At 71.1% G+C, this 20,141-nt stretch carries 12 protein-coding genes; 8 read left to right on the forward strand and 4 right to left on the reverse strand.

Annotated features, from left to right (window positions below; genetic code table 11):
- Nucleotides 1-211 precede the first annotated feature (211 nt).
- From kdpF to WMF19_RS24905, 6 genes are read left to right on the forward strand one after another with little or no spacing between them, the layout of a single operon-like run.
- A complete protein-coding gene (gene kdpF, locus WMF19_RS24880) occupies nucleotides 212-304 on the forward strand; it encodes a K(+)-transporting ATPase subunit F (RefSeq protein ID WP_437901407.1) in 93 nt (30 codons plus the stop codon).
- Nucleotides 301-2,043: a potassium-transporting ATPase subunit KdpA gene (kdpA, locus tag WMF19_RS24885; protein WP_437901408.1), complete on the forward strand. Its 1,743-nt coding sequence runs from the start codon at nucleotides 301-303 to the stop codon at nucleotides 2,041-2,043. Before kdpF ends, kdpA begins: the two co-directional genes overlap by 4 nt.
- The gene (gene kdpB, locus WMF19_RS24890; RefSeq protein WP_437901409.1) at nucleotides 2,040-4,235 is read left to right on the forward strand and encodes a potassium-transporting ATPase subunit KdpB; all 2,196 of its coding nucleotides are present in this window, start codon (nucleotides 2,040-2,042) and stop codon (nucleotides 4,233-4,235) included. Before kdpA ends, kdpB begins: the two co-directional genes overlap by 4 nt.
- Before the next feature lie 20 nt (nucleotides 4,236-4,255).
- Nucleotides 4,256-4,837, forward strand: coding sequence for a potassium-transporting ATPase subunit KdpC (gene kdpC / locus WMF19_RS24895; protein WP_437901410.1), 582 nt, complete (start codon nucleotides 4,256-4,258; stop codon nucleotides 4,835-4,837).
- Between the two features lie 14 nt (nucleotides 4,838-4,851).
- Nucleotides 4,852-7,575 (forward strand): DUF4118 domain-containing protein, encoded by a 2,724-nt coding sequence (locus WMF19_RS24900; RefSeq protein ID WP_437901411.1) that lies wholly within the window; start codon nucleotides 4,852-4,854, stop codon nucleotides 7,573-7,575.
- A 15-nt stretch (nucleotides 7,576-7,590) separates the two neighbouring features.
- Entirely contained in the window at nucleotides 7,591-8,307 is a 717-nt protein-coding gene (locus WMF19_RS24905) for a response regulator (RefSeq protein ID WP_437901412.1), read from the forward strand.
- A gap of 178 nt (nucleotides 8,308-8,485) precedes the next feature.
- Here the strand turns inward: WMF19_RS24905 and WMF19_RS24910 are convergent, their stop codons facing one another.
- Entirely contained in the window at nucleotides 8,486-11,065 is a 2,580-nt protein-coding gene (locus tag WMF19_RS24910) for a DEAD/DEAH box helicase (RefSeq protein ID WP_437901413.1), read from the reverse strand.
- A 323-nt stretch (nucleotides 11,066-11,388) separates the two neighbouring features.
- Here WMF19_RS24910 and WMF19_RS24915 point away from each other — a divergent pair, with 323 nt between their 5' ends.
- Nucleotides 11,389-14,352, forward strand: a complete 2,964-nt coding sequence (locus WMF19_RS24915; RefSeq protein ID WP_437901414.1) for a PAS domain S-box protein — start codon at nucleotides 11,389-11,391, stop codon at nucleotides 14,350-14,352.
- A gap of 81 nt (nucleotides 14,353-14,433) precedes the next feature.
- Nucleotides 14,434-14,760 carry a rhodanese-like domain-containing protein gene (locus WMF19_RS24920; protein WP_272093246.1) on the forward strand — a complete coding sequence of 109 codons (327 nt, stop codon included), beginning with the start codon at nucleotides 14,434-14,436 and terminating at the stop codon, nucleotides 14,758-14,760.
- Between the two features lie 16 nt (nucleotides 14,761-14,776).
- Here WMF19_RS24920 and WMF19_RS24925 read toward each other — a convergent pair whose 3' ends face one another.
- From WMF19_RS24925 to WMF19_RS24935, 3 genes are all read right to left on the reverse strand, one after another.
- Nucleotides 14,777-15,100 (reverse strand): hypothetical protein, encoded by a 324-nt coding sequence (locus WMF19_RS24925; protein WP_437901415.1) that lies wholly within the window; start codon nucleotides 15,098-15,100, stop codon nucleotides 14,777-14,779.
- A 65-nt stretch (nucleotides 15,101-15,165) separates the two neighbouring features.
- The gene (locus tag WMF19_RS24930; RefSeq protein WP_437901416.1) at nucleotides 15,166-17,472 is read right to left on the reverse strand and encodes a protein kinase domain-containing protein; all 2,307 of its coding nucleotides are present in this window, start codon (nucleotides 17,470-17,472) and stop codon (nucleotides 15,166-15,168) included.
- Nucleotides 17,473-17,607: 135 nt separating this feature from the next.
- Nucleotides 17,608-20,085, reverse strand: a complete 2,478-nt coding sequence (locus tag WMF19_RS24935) for a tetratricopeptide repeat protein (protein ID WP_437901417.1) — start codon at nucleotides 20,083-20,085, stop codon at nucleotides 17,608-17,610.
- Between the last annotated feature and the right edge of the window lie 56 nt (nucleotides 20,086-20,141).

Here is a 20,141-nt window from a genome sequence, read left to right on the forward strand (position 1 = left end):
TCTTGATACTTTCTTGATGGCGCCCCTCCCCCATCTTGACGGCCCTTTGACCCGCGGAGCACTACGTTCAGTCCCGCTCGGCCGGCGCGGACGAAAGCACGCCCGACGCGGCCGATGAGGTCGCCATGGATATGGTTTACATGGGGCTGACGCTCCTCCTGTTTTCGCTGTTCGCAGGGCTCATCAAGCTCTGTGAGAGGGTTTGAGCGCCATGATCGCGTTCACCTGGATCTCGGGCCTCCTCGCCCTGGGCCTGCTTTTCTATCTGCTCTTCGCCCTCCTCAAGCCGGAGAGCCTGTCATGACCGCCAGCGCGGCGCTGCAAGCCGCGATCTACCTGGCCGTCCTCATTGCCCTCTCCGTCCCGCTCGGCCTCTACATGGCGCGGGTCTACCAGGGAAAACGCGGCCTCATGGTCCGCGTGCTCGGGCCGGTCGAGCGGCTCATCTACCGCGCGGCGGGCGTGCGCGCGGATCAGGAGATGCGCTGGCAGGACTACGCCTTTGCCGTGCTCGCGTTCAACCTGGCCGGGCTCGTCGCCGTCTATGCCCTCCTGCGGCTCCAGGGCGCCTTGCCCCTGAACCCGGAGGGGATGGCCGCCGTCCCGCCCGATCTCGCGTTCAACACCGCATCGAGCTTCGCCTCCAACACGAACTGGCAGGCGTACGGCGGCGAGTCGACGCTCAGCTACCTGACGCAGATGGCCGGGCTCGGCGTGCAGAACTTCGTCTCGGCCGCGACCGGGATGGCCGTGCTCGTCGCGCTGATCCGCGGGATCACGCGGAAGACGGCGGACACCGTCGGGAGCTTCTGGGTCGATCTCGTCCGGAGCACCCTTTACATCCTCCTGCCGCTCTCGCTCCTGCTCACCGTCCTCCTCGTGTCCGAGGGGGTCGTTCAGGGCTTCGGGGGCTACCAGAGCGCGTCGCTGCTCCAGGCCGTCAAGGACCAGGGCGGCAGCGCGGTCGTTCATCAGGTGATCCCGATGGGGCCCGCGGCGTCGCAGATCGCGATCAAGCAGCTCGGGACGAACGGCGGCGGCTTCTTCAACGTGAACTCGGCCCATCCGTTCGAGAACCCCACGGCCCTCTCGAACTTCCTCGAGATGCTCGCGCTGCTCCTCATCCCCGCCGCGCTCTGCCACACGTTCGGCCGGATGGTGGGCGACAGGCGCCAGGGCTGGATGGTGCTCGCCGCGATGACGGCCATCTTCGCGGTCCTCCTCGTCGCCTGCATCGCCTCGGAGCAGGCGGGCAACCCCGCCCTCTCCGGCCTGGGCGTCGATCAGGCGGCGAGCGCGCTCCAGGCCGGCGGCAACATGGAGGGGAAGGAGGCGCGCTTCGGCGTCGCGAGCTCCGCCATCTGGGCGACCGCCACCACGGCGGCCTCGAACGGCTCGGTCAACGCGATGCACGACTCCTTCACGCCCCTCGGCGGGCTCGTGCCCCTCTGGCTCATGCAGCTCGGCGAGGTGGTCTTCGGCGGGGTCGGCTCCGGCCTCTACGGCATGCTCATGTTCGTCGTCATCGCCGTCTTCGTGGCCGGCCTGATGGTCGGCCGCACGCCGGAATACCTCGGCAAGAAGATCGAGGCGTTCGAGATGAAGATGGCGTCCCTCGTCGTGCTCTTCCCCGCGATCACGGTCCTCCTCGGCACCGCCATCGCGGTGATGACCGAGGAGGGGCGGAAGGGCGTCTTCAACCCCGGGCCGCACGGGTTCAGCGAGGTGCTCTATGCGTTCTCGTCCGGCGCGAACAACAACGGCAGCGCCTTCGGCGGCCTCGGCGCGAACAGCCCGTTCTACAACACCGCCCTCGGCGTCGCGATGCTCGTCGGCCGCTATGCGCTGATCGTCCCCGTGCTCGCGCTCGCGGGCTCGCTCGCGCGGAAGAAGCTCGTCCCGGCCGGACCGGGCACGCTGCCCACGCACACACCGCTCTTCGTCGCGCTCCTGACAGGCACCGTCGTGCTCGTCGGGGCGCTCACGTACGTCCCCGCGCTCGCGCTCGGGCCGATCGTCGAGCACCTGGAGATGACCCGATGACCATGGACCTTCATCGCACCGGCGAAGCGAGCCCCCGGCGCGGCGCGCCTGCTCCCGTGCTCCCCGAGCTGTCGCCGCCGCCGAGGTCGCGCCACCCGTCCCGCGACGTGGAGGGGAAGAAGACCGCGGCGAGGCCGCTCCTCGACCCCGCGATCCTGAGGCCGGCGATCGTCGCGGCGTTCCGCAAGCTCGACCCGCGCCACCAGGTCCGCAACCCGGTGATGTTCGTGGTCCTGGCCGGGAGCGCGCTCACCACGGCCCTGTTCGTGCACGCGCTCTTTCAGCGCGAGCGCGAGGGCGATGCGCCGGCCGGGTTCGTCCTCGCCATCTCCCTGTGGCTCTGGTTCACCGTGCTCTTCGCGAACTTCGCGGAGGCCATGGCCGAGGGGCGCGGAAAGGCTCAGGCGGACACGCTCCGCAAGGCGCGGCGCGACGTAGAGGCCGTGAAGCTCTCCGCCCCGGAGCGCGACGCGGCGCAGACCACCGTGCGGGCGTCGAGCCTCCGGCGAGGAGACCTCGTGCTCGTGGAGGCAGGCGCGATCATCCCCGGCGACGGCGACATCGTGGTCGGCGTCGCGTCCGTCGACGAGAGCGCCGTCACGGGCGAGAGCGCCCCCGTGGTGCGGGAGAGCGGCGGCGACAGGAGCGCGGTCACCGGCGGGACGCGCGTCCTGTCCGACTGGCTCATCCTCCGCATCTCCGCCAACCCCGGCGAGGCGTTCCTCGACCGCATGATCTCGATGGTCGAAGGGGCGAAGCGGAAGAAGACGCCGAACGAGATCGCGCTCGACATCCTGCTCGCCGCGCTCACGATCGTCTTCCTCCTCGCGACCGTGACGCTGCTGCCGTTCTCGATCTACGGCGTCCGGGCGGCAGGACAGGGAGCGCCGATCAGCATCACCGTGCTCGTGGCGCTGCTCGTCTGCCTGATCCCCACCACCATCGGCGGGCTGCTCTCGGCCATCGGCATCGCCGGGATGGACCGCATGATCCAGGCGAACGTCATCGCCATGTCGGGCCGCGCCGTCGAGGCCGCGGGCGACGTGGACGTGCTGCTGCTCGACAAGACCGGCACGATCACGCTCGGTAACCGGCAGGCCACGGAGCTCATCCCGGCGGACGGGATCGGGGCGCAGGCGCTCGCCGACGCCGCGCAGCTCGCGTCGCTCGCCGACGAGACCCCCGAGGGGCGCAGCGTCGTCGTGCTCGCCAAGGAGAAGTATGGCCTGCGCGAGCGCGATCTCTCGACCCTCGGCGCCCGCTTCGTCCCCTTCACCGCGCAGACCCGGATGAGCGGCGTCGACAGCGGCGCGCGCGAGATCCGGAAGGGCGCCGTCGACGCGATCGAGGCCTACGTCAAGGAGAAGGGCGGCGCGGTCCCGCCCGCGGTGCGGGCTGCGACGGAGGGCATCGCCCGGAAGGGCGGCACGCCGCTCGTCGTCGCCGAGGGCAGCGCCGTGCTCGGCGTCATCCACCTCAAGGACATCGTGAAGGGCGGCATCAAGGAGCGCTTCGGCGATCTCCGGCGCATGGGCATCAAGACGGTGATGATCACGGGCGACAACCCGCTCACCGCCGCCGCCATCGCCGCCGAGGCCGGCGTCGACGACTTCCTGGCGCACGCCACGCCCGAGGCCAAGCTCTCGCTGATCCGCGATTACCAGACGGGCGGAAGGCTCGTCGCCATGACCGGCGACGGGACGAACGACGCCCCCGCGCTGGCGCAGGCGGACGTCGCGGTCGCCATGAACACGGGCACCCAGGCCGCGAAGGAGGCCGGGAACATGGTCGACCTCGACTCGAACCCGACCAAGCTCATCGAGATCGTCGAGATCGGCAAGCAGCTCCTGATGACGCGGGGCGCGCTCACGACCTTCAGCCTGGCGAACGACGTCGCGAAGTACTTCGCCATCATCCCGGCGGCCTTCGTCTCGACGTATCCTGCGCTCGGGCGGCTCGACGTGATGGGGCTCGCCACGCCGCGGAGCGCCGTGCTCTCCGCTGTGATCTTCAACGCGCTCGTCATCGTCGCGCTCATCCCGCTCGCGCTCCGGGGCATCCGCTACCGGTCCGTCGGCGCGGAGCGGATGCTCCGCAGGAACCTGCTCGTCTACGGCCTCGGCGGGCTCATCGCGCCGTTCGTGGGCATCAAAGGGATCGATCTCCTCCTCTCCGCCCTCGGCCTCGCCTGAGGTCTCAAGGAAAGAACGCCATGCTCGCGCACCTGCGACCCGCCCTCGTCCTCCTCCTCGTCCTCACCGGCCTCACGGGGTTCGCCTACCCGCTGCTCTCGACCGCCGTCGCGCAGGCCGCGTTCCCGCACCAGGCGAACGGCAGCCTCGTGCTCCAGGGCGGCCGCGTTGTCGGATCGAGCCTGCTCGGCCAGGCATTCCACGACTCGCACGACCCGCGCTACTTCTGGGGCCGCCCCTCGGCGACGAGCCCCGTCCCCTACGCCGGGCAGGCCTCTGCCGGGAGCAACCTCGGGCCCACGAACCCTGCCCTGGTCGAGGCGGTCAAGGCCAGGATCGAGGCGCTCCGCGCCGCGGATCCGGAGGCCGCCGCGCCGGTGCCCGTCGACCTGGTGACCGCCTCCGGCAGCGGCCTCGATCCGCACATCAGCCCCGCGGCGGCGGAGTACCAGGTGCGGCGCGTGGCGCGCGCGCGGAGCCTGGGAGACGACGAGGTTCGCCGGCTCGTCGCGCGGCACACGGAGGGGCGCTGGCTCGGGCTCCTCGGCGAGCCCCACGTGAACGTGCTCCTCCTGAACCTCGCCCTCGACGGCGCCCGCTGAGGAGAGCGCGAGCGGTGGCGGACGCACGCGACGACCGGCCGGATCCCGAGGCGCTGCTCGCCGCGGCCCGCGAGGAGGAGGAGCGCGAGGGGAAGGGCAAGCTCAAGATCTTCTTCGGCGCCGCGCCCGGCGTCGGCAAGACGTACGCGATGCTGGCGGCGGCGCGGTCGCTCCACGCGGAAGCGGTCGACGTCGTCGTCGGGTGGGTCGAGACGCACGGGCGCGCCGAGACGGAGGCGCTCCTCGGCGGGCCTCCGCCGCTGCCGCGCCTGCCGGCGATCGAGGTCGAGCACCGCGGCAGGACGCTGCGCGACTTCGACCTCGAGGCCGCGCTGGAGCGCCGCCCGAAGCTCCTCCTCGTCGACGAGCTCGCGCACACGAACGCGCCGGGGCTCAGGCACCCGAAGCGCTGGCAGGACGTCATCGACCTCCTCGACGCGGGGATCGACGTCTACACAACCGTCAACGTCCAGCACATCGAGAGCCTGAACGACGTGGTGGCCCAGGTGACGGGCGTCGTGGTCCGGGAGACGGTGCCCGACTCGATGATCGAGCGCGCCGACGAGATCGAGCTCATCGACCTCCCGCCGGACGACCTCCTCGAGCGGCTGCGCGAGGGCAAGGTCTACCTCTCGGAGCAGATCGAGCGCGCGGCGAGCAACTTCTTCCGCAAGGGCAACCTGATCGCCCTGCGCGAGCTCGCCCTGCGGCGCACCGCCGAGCGCGTCGACGATCAGATGCGCGGCTACATGCGCGCCCACGGCATCCAGAAGACGTGGGCCGTCGCCGAGCGGATCGTCGTCTGCGTGGGGCCGAGCCCCATGTCGGCGCGCCTCATCCGGGCGACGCGGCGGATGGCCGGCAGCCTGAAGGCGGATTGGCACGCGGTCACCGTGCAGACGCCTGCGCAGGCGCGGCTCTCCCAGGCCGACCGCGGGCGGGTCGACCGGAACCTCGCGCTCGCCGAGCGCCTCGGCGCCACAACGGTCCAGCTCCACGGCGCTCAGGTCGCCGGCGAGGTCCTGCGGTACGCCAGGCAGCACAACGTCAGCAAGATCGTCGTCGGCAAGCCGACCCACCCTCGCTGGAAGGACTTCGTCTACGGCTCGCTGCTCGACGATCTCGTGCGCCAGAGCGGCGACATCGACGTCTACGTCATCCAGGGGACGGCGGAGGCGCAGCGGCCCGAGGTCGGGTCGCCGGAGCGGCGCCGCGTCGCGCCGCTGGCCTACGCCCTCAGCGCGGGCGTCGTGGCGCTCTGCACGCTGGTCTCGTGGGTCATGCACCCGCTCTCCGACCTGGCGAACCTCATCATGGTGTACCTGCTCGGGGTGGTCTTCGTCGCGAGCCGCTTCGGGCGAGGCCCCTCGGTGCTCGCGTCGGTGCTCGGCGTCGCGGCCTTCGATTTCTTCTTCGTCAAGCCGTACCTGACCTTCGTCGTCAGCGATCTCCGGTACCTCGTCACGTTCGCGATCATGCTGCTCGTGGCGCTGATCATCGCCGGCCTCACCGTGCGCATCCGCCGCGACGCCGAGAGCGCCGGCCAGCGCGAGCAGCGCACCGCGGCGCTCTACGCGATGAGCAGGGAGCTGACCGCCCTGCGCGAGACCGACAAGCTCAGCCTCGCGGCGGCGCGCCACGTGCGCGACGTCTTCGAGGCCGATGCGGCCGTCCTCCTGCCCGGCCCCGACGGCCGCCTCGCCGTCTGCGCCGGGACGGCGGAGGGCGTCGTCGCCGGCGAGCAGGAGCGGGCGGTCGCGGAGTGGGCGTATGCGCGCGGCAAGGTCGCGGGGGCCGGGACCGACACGCTCCCGAGCGCGGGCGCGATGCACCTGCCGCTCCAGGGGTCCTCCGGGCCGATCGGCGTCCTCAGCGTCCGGCCGCGCGGGTCGTGGCAGTCCCTCGACCTGGGCCGGCGCGAGCTGCTCGGCGCCTTCGCCACGCAGACGTCGCTCGCGCTGGAGCGCGCCCTGCTCGCGCGGCAGGCCCAGCGCGCGCAGCTCCACGCCCAGGCGGAGGAGCTCCGCAACGCCCTCCTGAGCTCGGTCTCGCACGATCTGCGCACGCCGCTCGCCACGATCACCGGCGTCGCGGGCGCGCTGCTCGACGAGGGGGCCGCGCTCGACCCGGCGGCCCGGCGCGACCTGACGCAGACCGTGCTGGAGGAGGCGCAGCGGCTCGAGCGCCTCGTGCGCAACCTGCTCGACATGACGCGCCTGGAGTCCGGCGCGCTCGCGGTGAAGAAGGAGTGGCTGCCGCTCGAGGAGATCGTGGGGGCAGCGCTGAACCGGGTCGAGGAGCGCCTGGAAGGCCGGGAGGTCTCGATCGAGCTCGACCGGGCCACGGAGCTCGTCCCGATGGATGGCGTGCTGATGGAGCAGGTGCTCATCAACCTGCTCGAGAACGCGCTCAAGTACTCGCCGGCCGGCAGCCCGATCGGGATCCGGGGGTTCACCGAGCGGAGCACGGCGATGCTCGAGATCATGGATCGCGGTCCAGGCCTGCCGCCCGGCGAGGAGGAGACCATCTTCGAGAAATTCCACCGAGGCCGCGGCCAGACGCAGCGCGGCCTCGGCCTCGGCCTCACCATCTGCCGCGGCATCGTGGCCGCGCACGGCGGACAGATCACGGCCGAGGATCGGCCTCATGGGGGCGCGGTCTTCCGCGTGACGTTGCCCATCGAGGGCCGCCCGCCGAACCTCGCCGCCCCGGAGCTGCCGGCGGCCGCCGGCGCTTGATATCGTGGGTGGGCGATGGCGGAAGCGTCTCCTCTCGTGCTGCTGATCGAGGACGAGCCGCAGATGCGCCGGTTCTTGCGCGCGATGCTGGCGGCCCGCGGCTACCGGCTCGTGGAGACGGAGACGGGCGCCGAGGGCATCGCCCAGGCGACGACGCGCAATCCGGATCTCGTGCTCCTCGATCTCGGGCTCCCTGACATGGATGGCCTGGAGGTGACCCGGCGGCTCCGGGAGTGGAGCGCTGTCCCGATCATCGTGCTATCGGCCCGCGGCCAGGAGCAGGACAAGATCGACGCGCTGGACGGCGGCGCCGACGATTACCTGACCAAGCCGTTCAGCGCGGGCGAGCTCCTGGCGCGGCTGCGCGTGGCCCTGCGCCACGCCGCCCACGCGGCGCACGGGGCGAAGGCGGAGAGCTCGACCTTCAAGGTGCAGGACGTCGACGTCGATCTCGCGCGCCGGGTCGTGCTGCGGGGCGGCGAGGAGATCCACCTGACGCCCATCGAGTACAAGCTGCTCACGACGCTGATCCGACACGCCGGGAAGGTGCTGACTCATCGCCAGCTCCTCGGTGAGGTGTGGGGCCCTGCCTACGCGGGGCAGACACACTATCTGCGCGTCTACATGGCGCAGCTCCGGCACAAGCTGGAGCGCGACCCGGCGCGACCGCAGATCCTGATCACCGAGCCCGGCGTGGGCTACCGGCTCAAGGGCACTCGAGTCGAGCCGTAGAGCGACAAACGGGTTGAAACCACGAGAAAAAGCAGGAGTTCACAGGGAGACGGGGAGGCGGGGAGCGAGAGACGGCAAGAGGAAGAAATTCATTTTTTCTTCCTCCCCGCCTCCCCGCCTCCCTGTGAAAATTCTCCGGGTTTCAACGCGATCGGTGCTCTGGCGAGGGAGCGCGCCCTCAGCTCGCGATGCGCCGGAGCACGATGACCGGCCGCCCCGCGTCGCGCGAGCGATCGATATCCACCTTGCAGTCGAGCATCCAGTCGTTGTGGTCCTCGGGATCGGCGATGATCTGCTGGACCACCCAGGAGCCGCCGTCCTCGGCGGGGTGGATGATCGTGTTGCTCGGGCTCCGGGCCGCCGGATCGGTGCGAATCGCGGCGTGCTCCGCGTAATAACCCCGGAGCGCCTCGTCCAGCCGCTCCGCCGTCCAGGGCGCCTCCTCCCCCTCCACCATCTCGGAGGCGACCTCGTAGTCGCGGCGGGCCAGCGCGCGCAGGAAGAAGAAGAGCTCGTTCCTCACGAGCACCGTGAAGTCCTTGACGTTCCGCGTGACGTCGAACGCGGCCGGCTCCCCGGCGCCGCCCGGGGCCGCCGAGCGCGGCTGGAACGACGGGTCGCGCAGCCGCTCCCACTCGTCGAGCAGGCTCGAGTCCACGCCCCGGATGAGCGCCCGGAAATAGGCGATCATGTCGATGGTGTCGCTGTCCTTCGCGTACTCGGGCACCGTCTGGACGAGCGCCTTGTACACCTCGGAGACGTACCTGAGGAGCAGCCCCTCCGCCCGCTCCAGGTTGTACTCCCGGATATACTCGCTGAACGACAGGTATTGCTCGTACATCTCGCGCGCCACGCCCTTCGGACGGATGTTCTCCTGCCCTACCCAGGGGTGCCGCCGCGCGAAGTCGTTGAAGGTCCCGTAGATGAACTCGCGGTTCGGCCTCGGATAATCGAGCTTCTCGAGCTCCTCCATCCGCTGCTCGTACTCCACGCCCGCCGCCTTCAGCTCCGCGAGCTTCTCTGTCTTCAGCCGATCGAGCTGCTTTTGCAGGATGAGATCGGGGTTCTCGAGGATGGACTCCACGAGCGTCAAGAGATCGAGCGGATACGTGCCGCTGTCGGGATCCAGCTTGCCCACCGTCTCGAGGACGTAGAGCGAGAGCGCGTGGTTCAGGGAGAAGTCTTCCTGGAGATCCGCGTTGATGCGGATGCGCTTGCCCGGCCCGTCTTCCCTGGGGACGAACTCGATGATGCGCGCCTCCACGAGCGAGCGGAAGAGGAGCATCGCCGTCCTCCCGTGCTGGCGCCGGACCGCCGGCCGATCATGGGTGCTGCGGATGAGCCGCTTCAGCGCCTGACAGCCGCCCTCCTCGCGCCCGAGCACGTTGACGAGCATGCCGTGCGTGACCTGGAACCGGGACACGAGCGGCTCGGGCGGCGACTGGATCAGCTTCTCGAACGTCTGCCGGTCCCAGTGCACATAGCCCTTCTCCGGCGGCTTCTTCCTGACGATCTTCCGCCGCTTGGCCGGGTCGTTCCCCGCCTTCGCCTCGAGCCTCATGTTCTCGATGACGTGCTCCGGCGCCTGGGCGACGACGCTCCCCTGCGTGTCGAACCCTTTCCGGCCGGCCCGGCCGCTGATCTGCTGGAAGTCACGCACGCTCAGGATGGCCGTCTTCTCGCCGTCGAACTTGCAGAGCTTCGTGAACAGCACCGTTCGGATCGGGATGTTGACGCCGACGCCGAGCGTGTCCGTGCCGCAGATGATCTTGAGGTGCCCCTGCTGAGCCAGCTTCTCGACGAGCAGCCTGTATTTCGGCAAGAGCCCCGCGTGGTGGAGCCCGATCCCGTGCCTGACGAAGCGCTGCACCTCGCGGCCGTAGGGGCTCGAGAACTTGAAGGGGCCCCCGAACGCGGACCCCGGCCCTGCGCCCGCGAGGGCGGCGGTGATCGCCCGCTTCTCCTCCTTGGTGCAGTAGTCCTGGCTCATCAGGTTCTGCGCCTCCTCGGCGCAGCCCCGCTGCGTGAAGCTCACGATGTAGATCGGCGCCTTGCCGCTCTTCACGAGGGTCGCGACGGTCTCGTGGAGCGGCGTCTCGCGGTACTCGAAGTCGAGCGGCACCGGGCGCACGGTCGACTTGACCACGGCCGTCTGCTCGCCCGTCAGGCGCGTGATCTCCTCCTGGAAGAACTCGGTGCCTCCGAGCGTGGCGCTCATGAGCAGGAACCTCGCCTGCGGCAGCGTGAGCAGCGGGATCTGCCAGGCCGCGCCGCGATCGCGATCCGAGTAGTAGTGGAACTCGTCCATGATCACGTAGTCGCAGAGCGCCTTCTCGCCCTCGCGGAGCGCGATGTTCGCGAGGATCTCCGCCGTGCAGCAGATGATGGGCGCGTCGCGGTTCACGGCCGCGTCGCCCGTCAACATGCCCACGTTCTCGGGGCCGAAGTCGTTGCAGAGCGAGAAGAACTTCTCGCTGACGAGCGCCTTGATCGGGCACGTGTAGTACGACTTCATCCCCTCCGCGATCGCCTTGAAGTGCATGGCGGCCGCGACGAGCGACTTGCCCGAGCCGGTCGGCGTATTGAGGATCACGTTCTTGCCGCCGAAGATCTCGAGGATGGCCTCCTCCTGCGCCGGGTAGAGCTCGAGCCCCCGCTCGGCGACGTAGTCGAGGAAGCCGTTCAGCAGGTCGTCGGCCGTGAAGTCGTGAGGTGACGGCGGGAGGCGAGCGAGGAGCGGAGCGGTGGCTTGATCCATGGCGGCTGTCGGGCGCGCGCCCGCGGGCGCGGGCGCATCCATGCAGAAGCCTGGTTTCAGCGCGAATGCAAGCAAACTCCTCCATGTCCAGGTCGGATCGCCGACGACGCGCCGTCGGAACGGGAGCGACGCAGCGGGCGGAACCGACACCGCTGACGCGCCGGCGCGACAGACACGGCAGACGGAAGAGACGGAGCAGGCGCAGCAGGCTCCGTCCAGGCGATCCGGACGAGCAGAGGACGGAGGCGATCGCGTCGCCATGCCGCCCGCAGCGTCACGCGATCGTGATAGCGTGGCCGGACGAAACAGCAGGAGGGAACACCATGCACACACGGCCGATCGGGCCGGTGCATGGAGGATCGGGACGGGCGGGGATGGGGGAGAGGGCCGGACAGCCAGTCTGGGCGACGCGATCGCCCAGCAGGGGGACCGCGCAGATCGACGCGTCGAGCGGGCGGATCCTGCGCGTCAGCAGATCGCTTTGCCTGCTGCTGGGGTACTCGGAGGACGAGCTTCGCCAGAAGAAGCTGTCGGATCTCGCCCTGCCGGAAGACCGCACGGGCTCGCTCGCGGCGTGGCGCTCGCTCCTCGAAGCGGACGAGGAGGACCTCACGTTCGAGATGCGCTGCCGCTGCAAGGACGGCGGCGTCCGCTGGCTCCACGTGACCGGCGTCTTCGTCCGTGACGTCCGGCAGAGGCCGTATCGCGCGGTGGTGCTCGTCGAGGACATCACCGAGCCAAGGAACGCGGAGGAGCGGGCGCTCGCCGCGGAGCAGGCGCTGGCGGAGAGCGAGGCCAGGCTGCGGAACATCTTCTACAGCGACATGGCCCCGATGGCCTTCTGGACGCATGACGGACGCATCGTCGAGGCGAACGACGCCTATCTGAAGCTCGTGGGCCACACGCGGGAAGAGGTCACGGCCGGCCTGGTCCGCTGGGATGCCGACATGTCGCCGGAGGATCGCGCCGCCGGCGACCGCGCCCTGGCGGAGCTGCGGTCGAGCAGGTGGGCGTTCACGCCCTTCGAGAGGACCTATGTGCTGCGCGACGGCACGCGCCTCAAGATGCTGGTGAGCGGCTGTCTGCTGCCCGGGGAGCGGTACGAGGAGGCCGGCTTCGCGATCGTGCTCGACATGACGGAGCTCCGGCAATCGGAGGCGGCGGTCCGGAGGTGCGAACAGATCTTCCGCGCCATCGGCGAATCCATCGATTATGGCGTCTGGGTCAGCGACGCCGAGGGGCGAAACGTCTACGCCAGCAACGCATTCCTCAGGATGGCCGGGATGATGCAAGAGCAGTGCTCGAAGCACGGGTGGATCGAGACGCTCCACCCCGAGGATCGGCACAAGGTGGCGATCTTCGAGCGGTGCGTGCAGACGGGTGAGCCGTTCGAGGAGGAGCTCCGGTACCTCGGCCCTGACGGCGCCGTCCACCCCATCCTCAATCGAGGCGTCCCGGTCCGCGACGAGCAAGGCAAGATCACCGCCTGGATCGGCCTCTGTCTGGACGTCAGCCGGCTCAAGCGCACGGAGGAGGCGCTGCGCGAGAGCGAGGGCCGCCTCCTCGCGGCGCTCGACGAGGCGCAGCGGGTCCTCGCCGAGCGCGAGCGCCTGGAGGACGAGCTCCGCGCTCGCGAGCGGGAGCTCGCGTCGCTGATGGCGAACTCGCCCGACGTGATCTACCGCCTGGATCGCGGCCTGCGCTGCACCTTCATGTCGCCCACCTCGGTGACGGTGATGGGGTTCCCGCCGGAGCACTACCTCGGCAAGACGCCCCGCGAGAACGGGCTCCCGCCCGACGTTGTCGAGATGAGCGAGGCCGCGTGCCGCGAGGTGCTCGCGACGATCAGACCGCAGCGGATGGAGTTCAGCATCGGCGAGCGGAGATTCCGCGCCCGGGTCATCCCCGAGCTCGGGCCGAGCGGCGCCGTGGACTCGTTCATGGGGATCACCGAGGACGTCACCGCGGAGTGGCTGGCCGAGGAAGAGCGCCAGAAGCTCCTCGACAGCGAGCGCGCCGCGCGCGACGAGGCGGAGCGCGTCAGCCGGGTCAAGGACGACTTCGTCGCGACGCTCTCGCACGAGCTGCGCTCGCCCATCAACGCCATCCTGGGCTGGGCGCGCATCCTGCGGGGCCGGGTGCCCGAGCCGCCGACGCTCGCGCGGGGGCTCGAGGTCATCGAGCGCAACGCGCGGCTCCAGGCCGACATGGTGTCCGAGCTGCTCGACATGAGCCGGATCGTCTCGGGGAAGCTGCGGCTCGACGTGCAGCCGGTCGACCTGCCGTCGGTCATCCGGAGCGCGCTCGAGGCGATCCAGCTCGCGGCCGAGACGAAGGAGATCGCTGTCGCCTCGAGCATCGACCCCGAGGCGAGCTCGCTGAGGGGGGACCCCGCGCGGATCCACCAGGTCGTCTGGAACCTCCTGTCGAACGCCGTGAAGTTCACGCCCCCCGGCGGGCGGATCGACGTCGCGCTGCGGCGCGCGGGCGCGCACGCCGCGCTGTCGGTGACCGACACCGGGATGGGCATCGCCCCGCAGTTCCTCCCCCACCTGTTCGAGCGCTTCCGGCAGGCGGACGCGTCCTCGACGAGGAAGCACGGCGGGCTCGGCATCGGGCTCTCGATCGTCAAGCACCTGGTCGAGCTGCACGGCGGCACCGTGGAGGTCGCGAGCCGCGGCGAGCATCTGGGCGCGACCTTCACCGTGAGGCTGCCGCTCGCCGGCGTCTCGCAGGAGGCGCCGGACGCGGCGGCGCGCCCCAGCGAGGCGTGCGTCGAGGCGCTGGCCGACTACCCGGGCGCGTCGCTCGCCGGCCTGCGGGTGCTGGTGGTCGACGACCAGCCCGACGCGCGCGAGGTCGCCCAGCGCGTGCTGGAGGAGTGCGAGGCGACGGTCACGACCGCGGGATCGGCCGCCGAGGCGCTGGTCATCCTCTCGCAGGAGCGGCCCGACGTCCTCGTCAGTGACCTCGGGATGCCGGGCGAGGACGGCTTCCAGCTCATCCGCAGGGTGCGGGGCCTCGGCGAGGCGCGCGGCGGGGCGACGCCGGCCGTCGCGCTCAGCGCGCTGGCGCGGGCCGAGGACAAGGCGCGGGCGCTCGGCGTCGGGTACCAGGCGCACGTCGCCAAGCCCCTGGATCCGGCGGAGCTCGTCGGGGTGATCGCGGCGCTCACCAAGGATCGAACGAATCGGACGAATCCGACGGAACCGACGGAACCGACGGAACCGACGGATTCGACGAATCCGATGCAGCCGACGAACCCGACGGATCGGACGAGCCGATGAGCGGCGGTTGCTCCGGGGGCGCTCCTTCGATTAGGTAGAAGCCTTTACGGCGCCGCCCCTGGCGGGATGGCGAGCAGGGCCATGGTCCAACAGATTTCCGTGAAAGAGCTCTTTCTGAAGCTGAAGGCGGGCGAGCCCGTGTACCTCCTCGACGTGCGCACGCCCGGCGAGCACGACATCGCCGCGCTGCCGGGCAGCACGCTGATCCCGCTGAACGAGCTCGTCGAGCGGGCCGACGAGGTGGCGCCCGGCGAGGGCGCGCTGGTCGTCGCCTACTGCCACCATGGCGTCCGGAGCCTCTCGGCCGCCGCCCTCCTCGAGAAGCTCGGACACGAGCGCGTCGCCTCGCTCCAGGGCGGCATCGATGCGTGGTCGATCCACATCGACGAGAGCGTCCCGCGGTACTGATCCCCCATCGACGAGCTCAGTTGAGCGAGGCGGCGCCGAGGCGGAAGTAGAGCGATCGGCGTGCGCCGCACGCGCTGCAGGCGACCTTCGCGACGCGGAGGCGGACGCCGTCGAGCGTCTCGGCCGTGTGGTCTTCCACGCGGAAGGCGCCGCGGCAGCGCGGGCACGGGATCGACCGGGCGGCCACCTCGACCTGCGAGGCCGCGTCGAGGGCGATGGCGCGGCCGGGGGTGTGGCCCGGCTCGAGCAGCGCGAGCCGCTCGACATCGCGGGTGAGCTTCGCCGACGTGCGATCGCTTTCGCGCCGGGCGGCGCGGGCCGAGAGCTTCTTCTTCGCCATGATGCCTGTCCCTGCGGTCCGCCCGGTCCGGCGAGGCCGACCCGCGCGGGGAGCGCGGGGCCGGTCTACCGCTTGTCGCGGATCGGCTCCAGGCCCTCGTACACGTCCTCGGCCCCGCCGCCGTACGCGCCGCGCTCTGGCGATACGGGCCCCGGGCGCGGGGGCGCGAGGGTGCCGGGCCGCCGCACCTTGGGAGGCCGGACCCCCTGCGAGCGGTGCTCGGGGACCGCTGCGGGATCGGGCGTCGTGGCGGCGGTGTCGCCGGCCCACGTGGAGGGCGCGTCGGCCCCGGCCGGATCCGCAGGTTGCGAGGGCGCTTCCGGGGCCGGCGCGCGCGCGACGCCGGAGGGCGCTGGCAGGGGCGCGCTGAACGGAGCGGGGCCGGCCGTGCTCGCGGGGGCCATCGGCGCGTCCTGGCCCGCCGGCGAGCTGCCGGCCACCGGCGCGTTCGAGCTCGCTGTCCACCGCGCCGCGCCGAGCGCCACGGCGCCGAGGAGAGCTGCGGCGGCCGCGATCCACGCGCCCGCGTTGCGGCGCCAGCGGAACGCGCGGGAGCTCCACCTATCGCGGCGGCGTTCGGTCCCTTCGCGCGGGCTCCCGGCGATCTCCTTCCCGTCCGGCTGGGTCAGCGGCACCGCCCGCTTGCCCGCACCGAGCTGCCGCGGCGTCGCCCCGGGCTTGCGCGCCATCGTCAGCGTGGGGGAGTCGTCGCGCGCCATGGTCAGCGTGGGGCCTTCCTCACGCGCCAACTTCAGCGTGGGACCTTCCTCGCGCGCCATCGTCAGCGTGGGGCCTTCCTCGCGCGCCATCGTCAGCGTGGGACCTTCTTCGGGAGCCGACTTCAGCGCGATGCCGCTGTCCTGCGCCGTCTTCAGCGTGGCACCGCTGTCCTGCGCCGTCGCCGGCGCGGGGCCGATGTCCTGCGCCATCTTCAGCGCGGCACCGCTGCCCTGCGGCGTCGCCAGCACGGAACCGCTGCCTTGCGCCATCGTCAGCGCGAGGATGTCGCTTCGGGGCATCGTCAGCGTGGGGCCGTCCTCGGAGCTTCCCCCGGGAGAGGACCGGTCGTTCCGCGCCATCCTCAGCGTGGGCCTGCTGTCCTGCGCCGGGGTCGTGGGGCCGGTGCTCCGCGCCAGCGCGAGCGTGGGTCGCTCGCCGGCGGCCACGAGGGGGAGCGTGCGACGCTCGCCGCTGGACGAGGCGTCGGCGCTGGACGAGGTCGCCGCCGCGGCGCCCTGGCTGGGCAGGGTGGTCACGTGGTCGCCGCCGGGCGCGAGCGCCGTCGAGCAGGGACCTGCCCCGGCTCCCGCCCCCTTGTCGGCGTCCGGCAGGGTCGACGACGCGCCCGGGCCGTCGTTGGCCGCGGCGGGGAGCGTGCTCGCGACGCCGTCGCCCGAGGGCCCGAGGGGCCGGGACGACGGAAAGGCCTTACCCCGGGCGATCGCCTCGATCTGCGCCAGGGCGCGGGCGGAGTGCTCCGTGCCGAACGGCGCGAGCTCTCGCGCCAGATCCGCCACGGTCTGGACGCGCACCTCCGGCTCTTTCTCGAGGCAGCGCAGGATGAGGTCCTCGAGCCGGGCCGGCAGCTCCATCCGGTGCACCCGCGGCGGCGTGGGCGCCTGCATCGCGATGGCGACGAAGAGCGCCGAGATCCTGGACACCTCGAAGGGAAACCGCGCCGTCAGGAGCTGGTAGAGGATGACGCCGAGCGACCAGATGTCGGTGCGCTCGTCGACGTCCTTCGAGCACCGCACCTGCTCGGGCGACATGTAGCAGGGGGAGCCGAGCATCATCTCCGACGCCGTGAGCTTGCCGTCGTCCTCGGCGCCGGCCGACTTGGAGAGGCCGAAATCGAGCACCTTGACGATGGGCGCGCCGGTCGCGCCGGTCGTGAGGAAGAGGTTCCCCGGCTTGAGGTCCCGGTGGACGATGCCGCGCGCGTGCGCCTCCGCGATGGCCTCGCAGCCCTGGATCACGTAATCGACCGCCTCGGACACGGGCAATGGGCCGCGGGCCTCGATCTCCCGCTGGAGATCGCGGCCGCGCAGGTACTCCATGACGAGGTAGGGGACGCCGCGGTCGGCCGTGCCGACGTCGATGACGCGGGCGACGTGCTCGCTGCGGATCGCCGCCGCGGCGCGCGCCTCGCGCAGGAAGCGGGCGCTCGCGCCGGGCAGCGTCATCGCGCGGGGGAGGAGGAATTTGACGGCCACGCGCTGGCGCAGCGAGACGTGCTCGGCGGCGAAGATGACGCCCATGGCGCCCCGGCCGAGGCTGCGCTCCAGGCGGTATTTCTGCGCGAAGACCTCGCCTATCGCTGGGATGCCCGCCGTCGACGCGGGGGCATCCGGTTCCGATGGCCCGACCTCCATGGGCACACTATAGCCGCGCTCCCACCTTTTTTGACGCGAAGATGCGGGGCGTCGGGGGTGGGGGCGACAGAATGCGGGGGCAGCGGAACGAGGTCGCCGCGGTCGCGGGCGTCGCGGGAGCGAGCGGCGCACCTTCTACTCCAGACGATCACCGTCTTTCCGGGAGAGAGCCGAGCTCGCGCCGCCGGGGTCGCCGCCCTGCTCGCTGATGCGAATGAGCTCCTTGTGTGCGGCGTCCCGCTCGTCGTCGCCGCACGGGATCGCCGCATACGCCGCCAGCGCCTCCTGTGCGACGCTGGCAGCAGCGGGATCATGCCGGCGCGCCTTGATTCGTGCGAGCTCCCGCAAGGTGCGCGCAACATCGATGTGCCGTTCGCCGACGGCCGCCCGCACGAGGTGCGCCGCCTGCTCGATCGCCTGCTCCGCGTCGTCGTCTCTGCGCTGGAGCGAAAGGACCTGTCCGAGGGCGACGAGCGCGCGCCATCGCTCCGGGTTCTGCGTGGGAAGGCCGTGCGACGCGCGCTCCAGCGCGATCTCCGCGGCGTGTTCGGCCTCCTCGTATCGCCCCTGCGCCGACAGCGCCTCGGCGAGGTGGCGCAACGCGCGGCTCTTGACCTCCGGCGCGAGCTCGCGGCGAGAGTCCGGTCGGGCCAGGAAGATCTCCACGAGCTCGCGCGACTTGCGATCGGAAAGGCCCGCGAGCATGGCCTGCGGCAGCGCGGTCACGCGCTCTTCCATTGGACTTGCCCCCTCGGGACCAAGCAGCTTGTGCAAGAGCACCTCGGATTCCACGGGGCTCCCCTGATGGGTGAGCACGTCAGCGAGCACCGCGATGAGCTCCGCGAACCACGGATCGTCGAACCCGATGGTCCGATCCTGGAGGCTGAGGGCCTCTTCCAGGAAATAGAGCGCCTCTCCCTTCGCGCCAGCGGCAGCGGCGTTCATGGCGAGATACGCCAGCAACCTCCGGTAGAGAGGATGTCTCTCGCCGAGCTTGCCTCGAACCGCATCGCGCGCCTCCTTCAGCGCGGGCACAGCGAGCGCGGGCTGGCCTTGCGCACCGAGCTCGATCGCAGCCTCGACGCTTCGGGTCATCGCGGTCAGCGCGTCCATCGACCGCTCCGCGAGCGCGCGCGCGAGGAGGCGGCGTCTGACGAGGTGATAGAGCGACATGCTCAAGCCGCCTGCGCCCACGGCGAAGGCCTTGAGCCTGTCCCAGGGCTCCAGCCCGGTTGAAAGCGCCATGTAGATCGGGAAGATGGACAAGAGCCCACAGAGCGCCGCGGGAGCAGTTAGCTGGGGCCTGGAGGCGCTGGCGAGCCTCCCGTTGATGTAAATGCCGCGCCAGTCGTTCATCGCAGCGAGCCGGGCTCCGACGTCGACGAGCGCGCCATCCGGAAACACGGCTCTATCGATGGAGCGCTGGGCCCAGAGGCCCGCCGCCCCCGTCTCACCCAGATCGAGCGCGGGGCCGGCGAGCTCCGCCCACCCCGCCGCGCTCAGGCGTCGACGCAGCTGGGACTCCATCACGTAACCTAACGTGGCCGCGTCGAGCCGACCTGGCCCGATCTTGACCCGCGGAGGCGCGATGACCGTCGCGGCCCACAGGCCGACCGCCTCGTCGGATACGTCCTCTCGTTTCGCGAGCGCCTCGCGGACCGACGCGATCTGGTCGGAGCGACGCTTTCGCACGTCCGGAGCCTGCGAGAGCGCCCGGAGGGCCGGCGCGGGCGCGTCGCCTTGGGCTACGCGGTCGCGATCGATCAGGCCGGCCTGGAGCGCTCGTGCCGCGAGCGCAGCGCCCGGATCAGGAGCCTCCTTGAGGAGCGCAACGAAGTCGGGGTGAGTCAGCCCGTGCGCCGACAGCGCCCGCGCGAGCTCCACGGCTTCGGGCTCCAGGTTCGACAGCGCGGCGACGCAGCCGGGGCGCGTGGCCTGCGCGCCCTCCAGCGACCGGCGCGCATCCGCGAGCGGCGTGAGCCGATCGTGGATGGCCCACCAGCCAGGACAGGCGAGCGGCGGAGCGAGCGCGATCACCGGTGATCGCCTGCCCGCCTCCGCCAGGGCCCAGCGGAGGCGACGGAGCTCGGTGCTCCCGTCGACATGGCAGGCGATCCAGGCCGAGCCTGCAGCCCGGATGTCGTCAATGAGCTTCTCATAGCGTTGCGGATGCTCCGCCGACACCCAGCGCAGCGTGTCTCCCGGAAACGCCGCCGAGAACGCGGCCCACATGCGCCCGGTATCGGCCAGGTCGCCCGCGCGCATCCATAGGACTCCCGGCGCCTTGGCCTCCGCTGCGCCACGGAGCCCCGAGACCGCATGCGGCACGGGAGCAGACGGACACTCGTGGTGCTGCGAGACCCAGTCGAAGAAGTCAACGGCCCGCTGCGCGAGCGCGATGGTGGTCTCCCGATCACAGAAGAGGACCACCTTCAGCGCGCGCCGGGCGAACAGGGGGCGCCTCAGGTTGAGCCACTCCGCGTCCTCCGGCTTCGGCACGACCACCATGACGCTCCCCTCCGGGACCGTCTCCGCGTCGCGGACGTCCGTGTGGACATCCATCTCCGGGTGATCCGAGACGAGGGCGCGCACGAGCTCTCCGAGCCGCTCCATCCGGGCGTCATCCACATGAAGGAGGATCCCTGCCCGGCTAAGCCGCAGCCCGCGCT

The sequence above is a fragment of the Sorangium sp. So ce124 genome, assembly GCF_051525235.1.
GTDB classification, from domain to species: Bacteria; Myxococcota_A; Polyangia; order Polyangiales; family Polyangiaceae; genus Sorangium; species Sorangium atrum.

What these genes read in the sequence shown, in the direction of transcription:
- kdpA (WP_437901408.1), top strand. Translation starts at nt 301, where the DNA reads ATGACCGCCAGCGCGGCGCTGCAAGCCGCGATCTACCTGGCCGTCCTC.
- WMF19_RS24910 (WP_437901413.1), bottom strand. Translation starts at nt 11,065, where the DNA reads ATGGATCAAGCCACCGCTCCGCTCCTCGCTCGCCTCCCGCCGTCACCT.
- WMF19_RS24915 (WP_437901414.1), top strand. Translation starts at nt 11,389, where the DNA reads ATGCACACACGGCCGATCGGGCCGGTGCATGGAGGATCGGGACGGGCG.
- WMF19_RS24920 (WP_272093246.1), top strand. Translation starts at nt 14,434, where the DNA reads ATGGTCCAACAGATTTCCGTGAAAGAGCTCTTTCTGAAGCTGAAGGCG.
- WMF19_RS24930 (WP_437901416.1), bottom strand. Translation starts at nt 17,472, where the DNA reads ATGGAGGTCGGGCCATCGGAACCGGATGCCCCCGCGTCGACGGCGGGC.
- WMF19_RS24935 (WP_437901417.1), bottom strand. Translation starts at nt 20,085, where the DNA reads ATGGAGCGGCTCGGAGAGCTCGTGCGCGCCCTCGTCTCGGATCACCCG.
- kdpC (WP_437901410.1), top strand. Translation starts at nt 4,256, where the DNA reads ATGCTCGCGCACCTGCGACCCGCCCTCGTCCTCCTCCTCGTCCTCACC.
- WMF19_RS24905 (WP_437901412.1), top strand. Translation starts at nt 7,591, where the DNA reads ATGGCGGAAGCGTCTCCTCTCGTGCTGCTGATCGAGGACGAGCCGCAG.
- kdpB (WP_437901409.1), top strand. Translation starts at nt 2,040, where the DNA reads ATGACCATGGACCTTCATCGCACCGGCGAAGCGAGCCCCCGGCGCGGC.
- kdpF (WP_437901407.1), top strand. Translation starts at nt 212, where the DNA reads ATGATCGCGTTCACCTGGATCTCGGGCCTCCTCGCCCTGGGCCTGCTT.
- WMF19_RS24925 (WP_437901415.1), bottom strand. Translation starts at nt 15,100, where the DNA reads ATGGCGAAGAAGAAGCTCTCGGCCCGCGCCGCCCGGCGCGAAAGCGAT.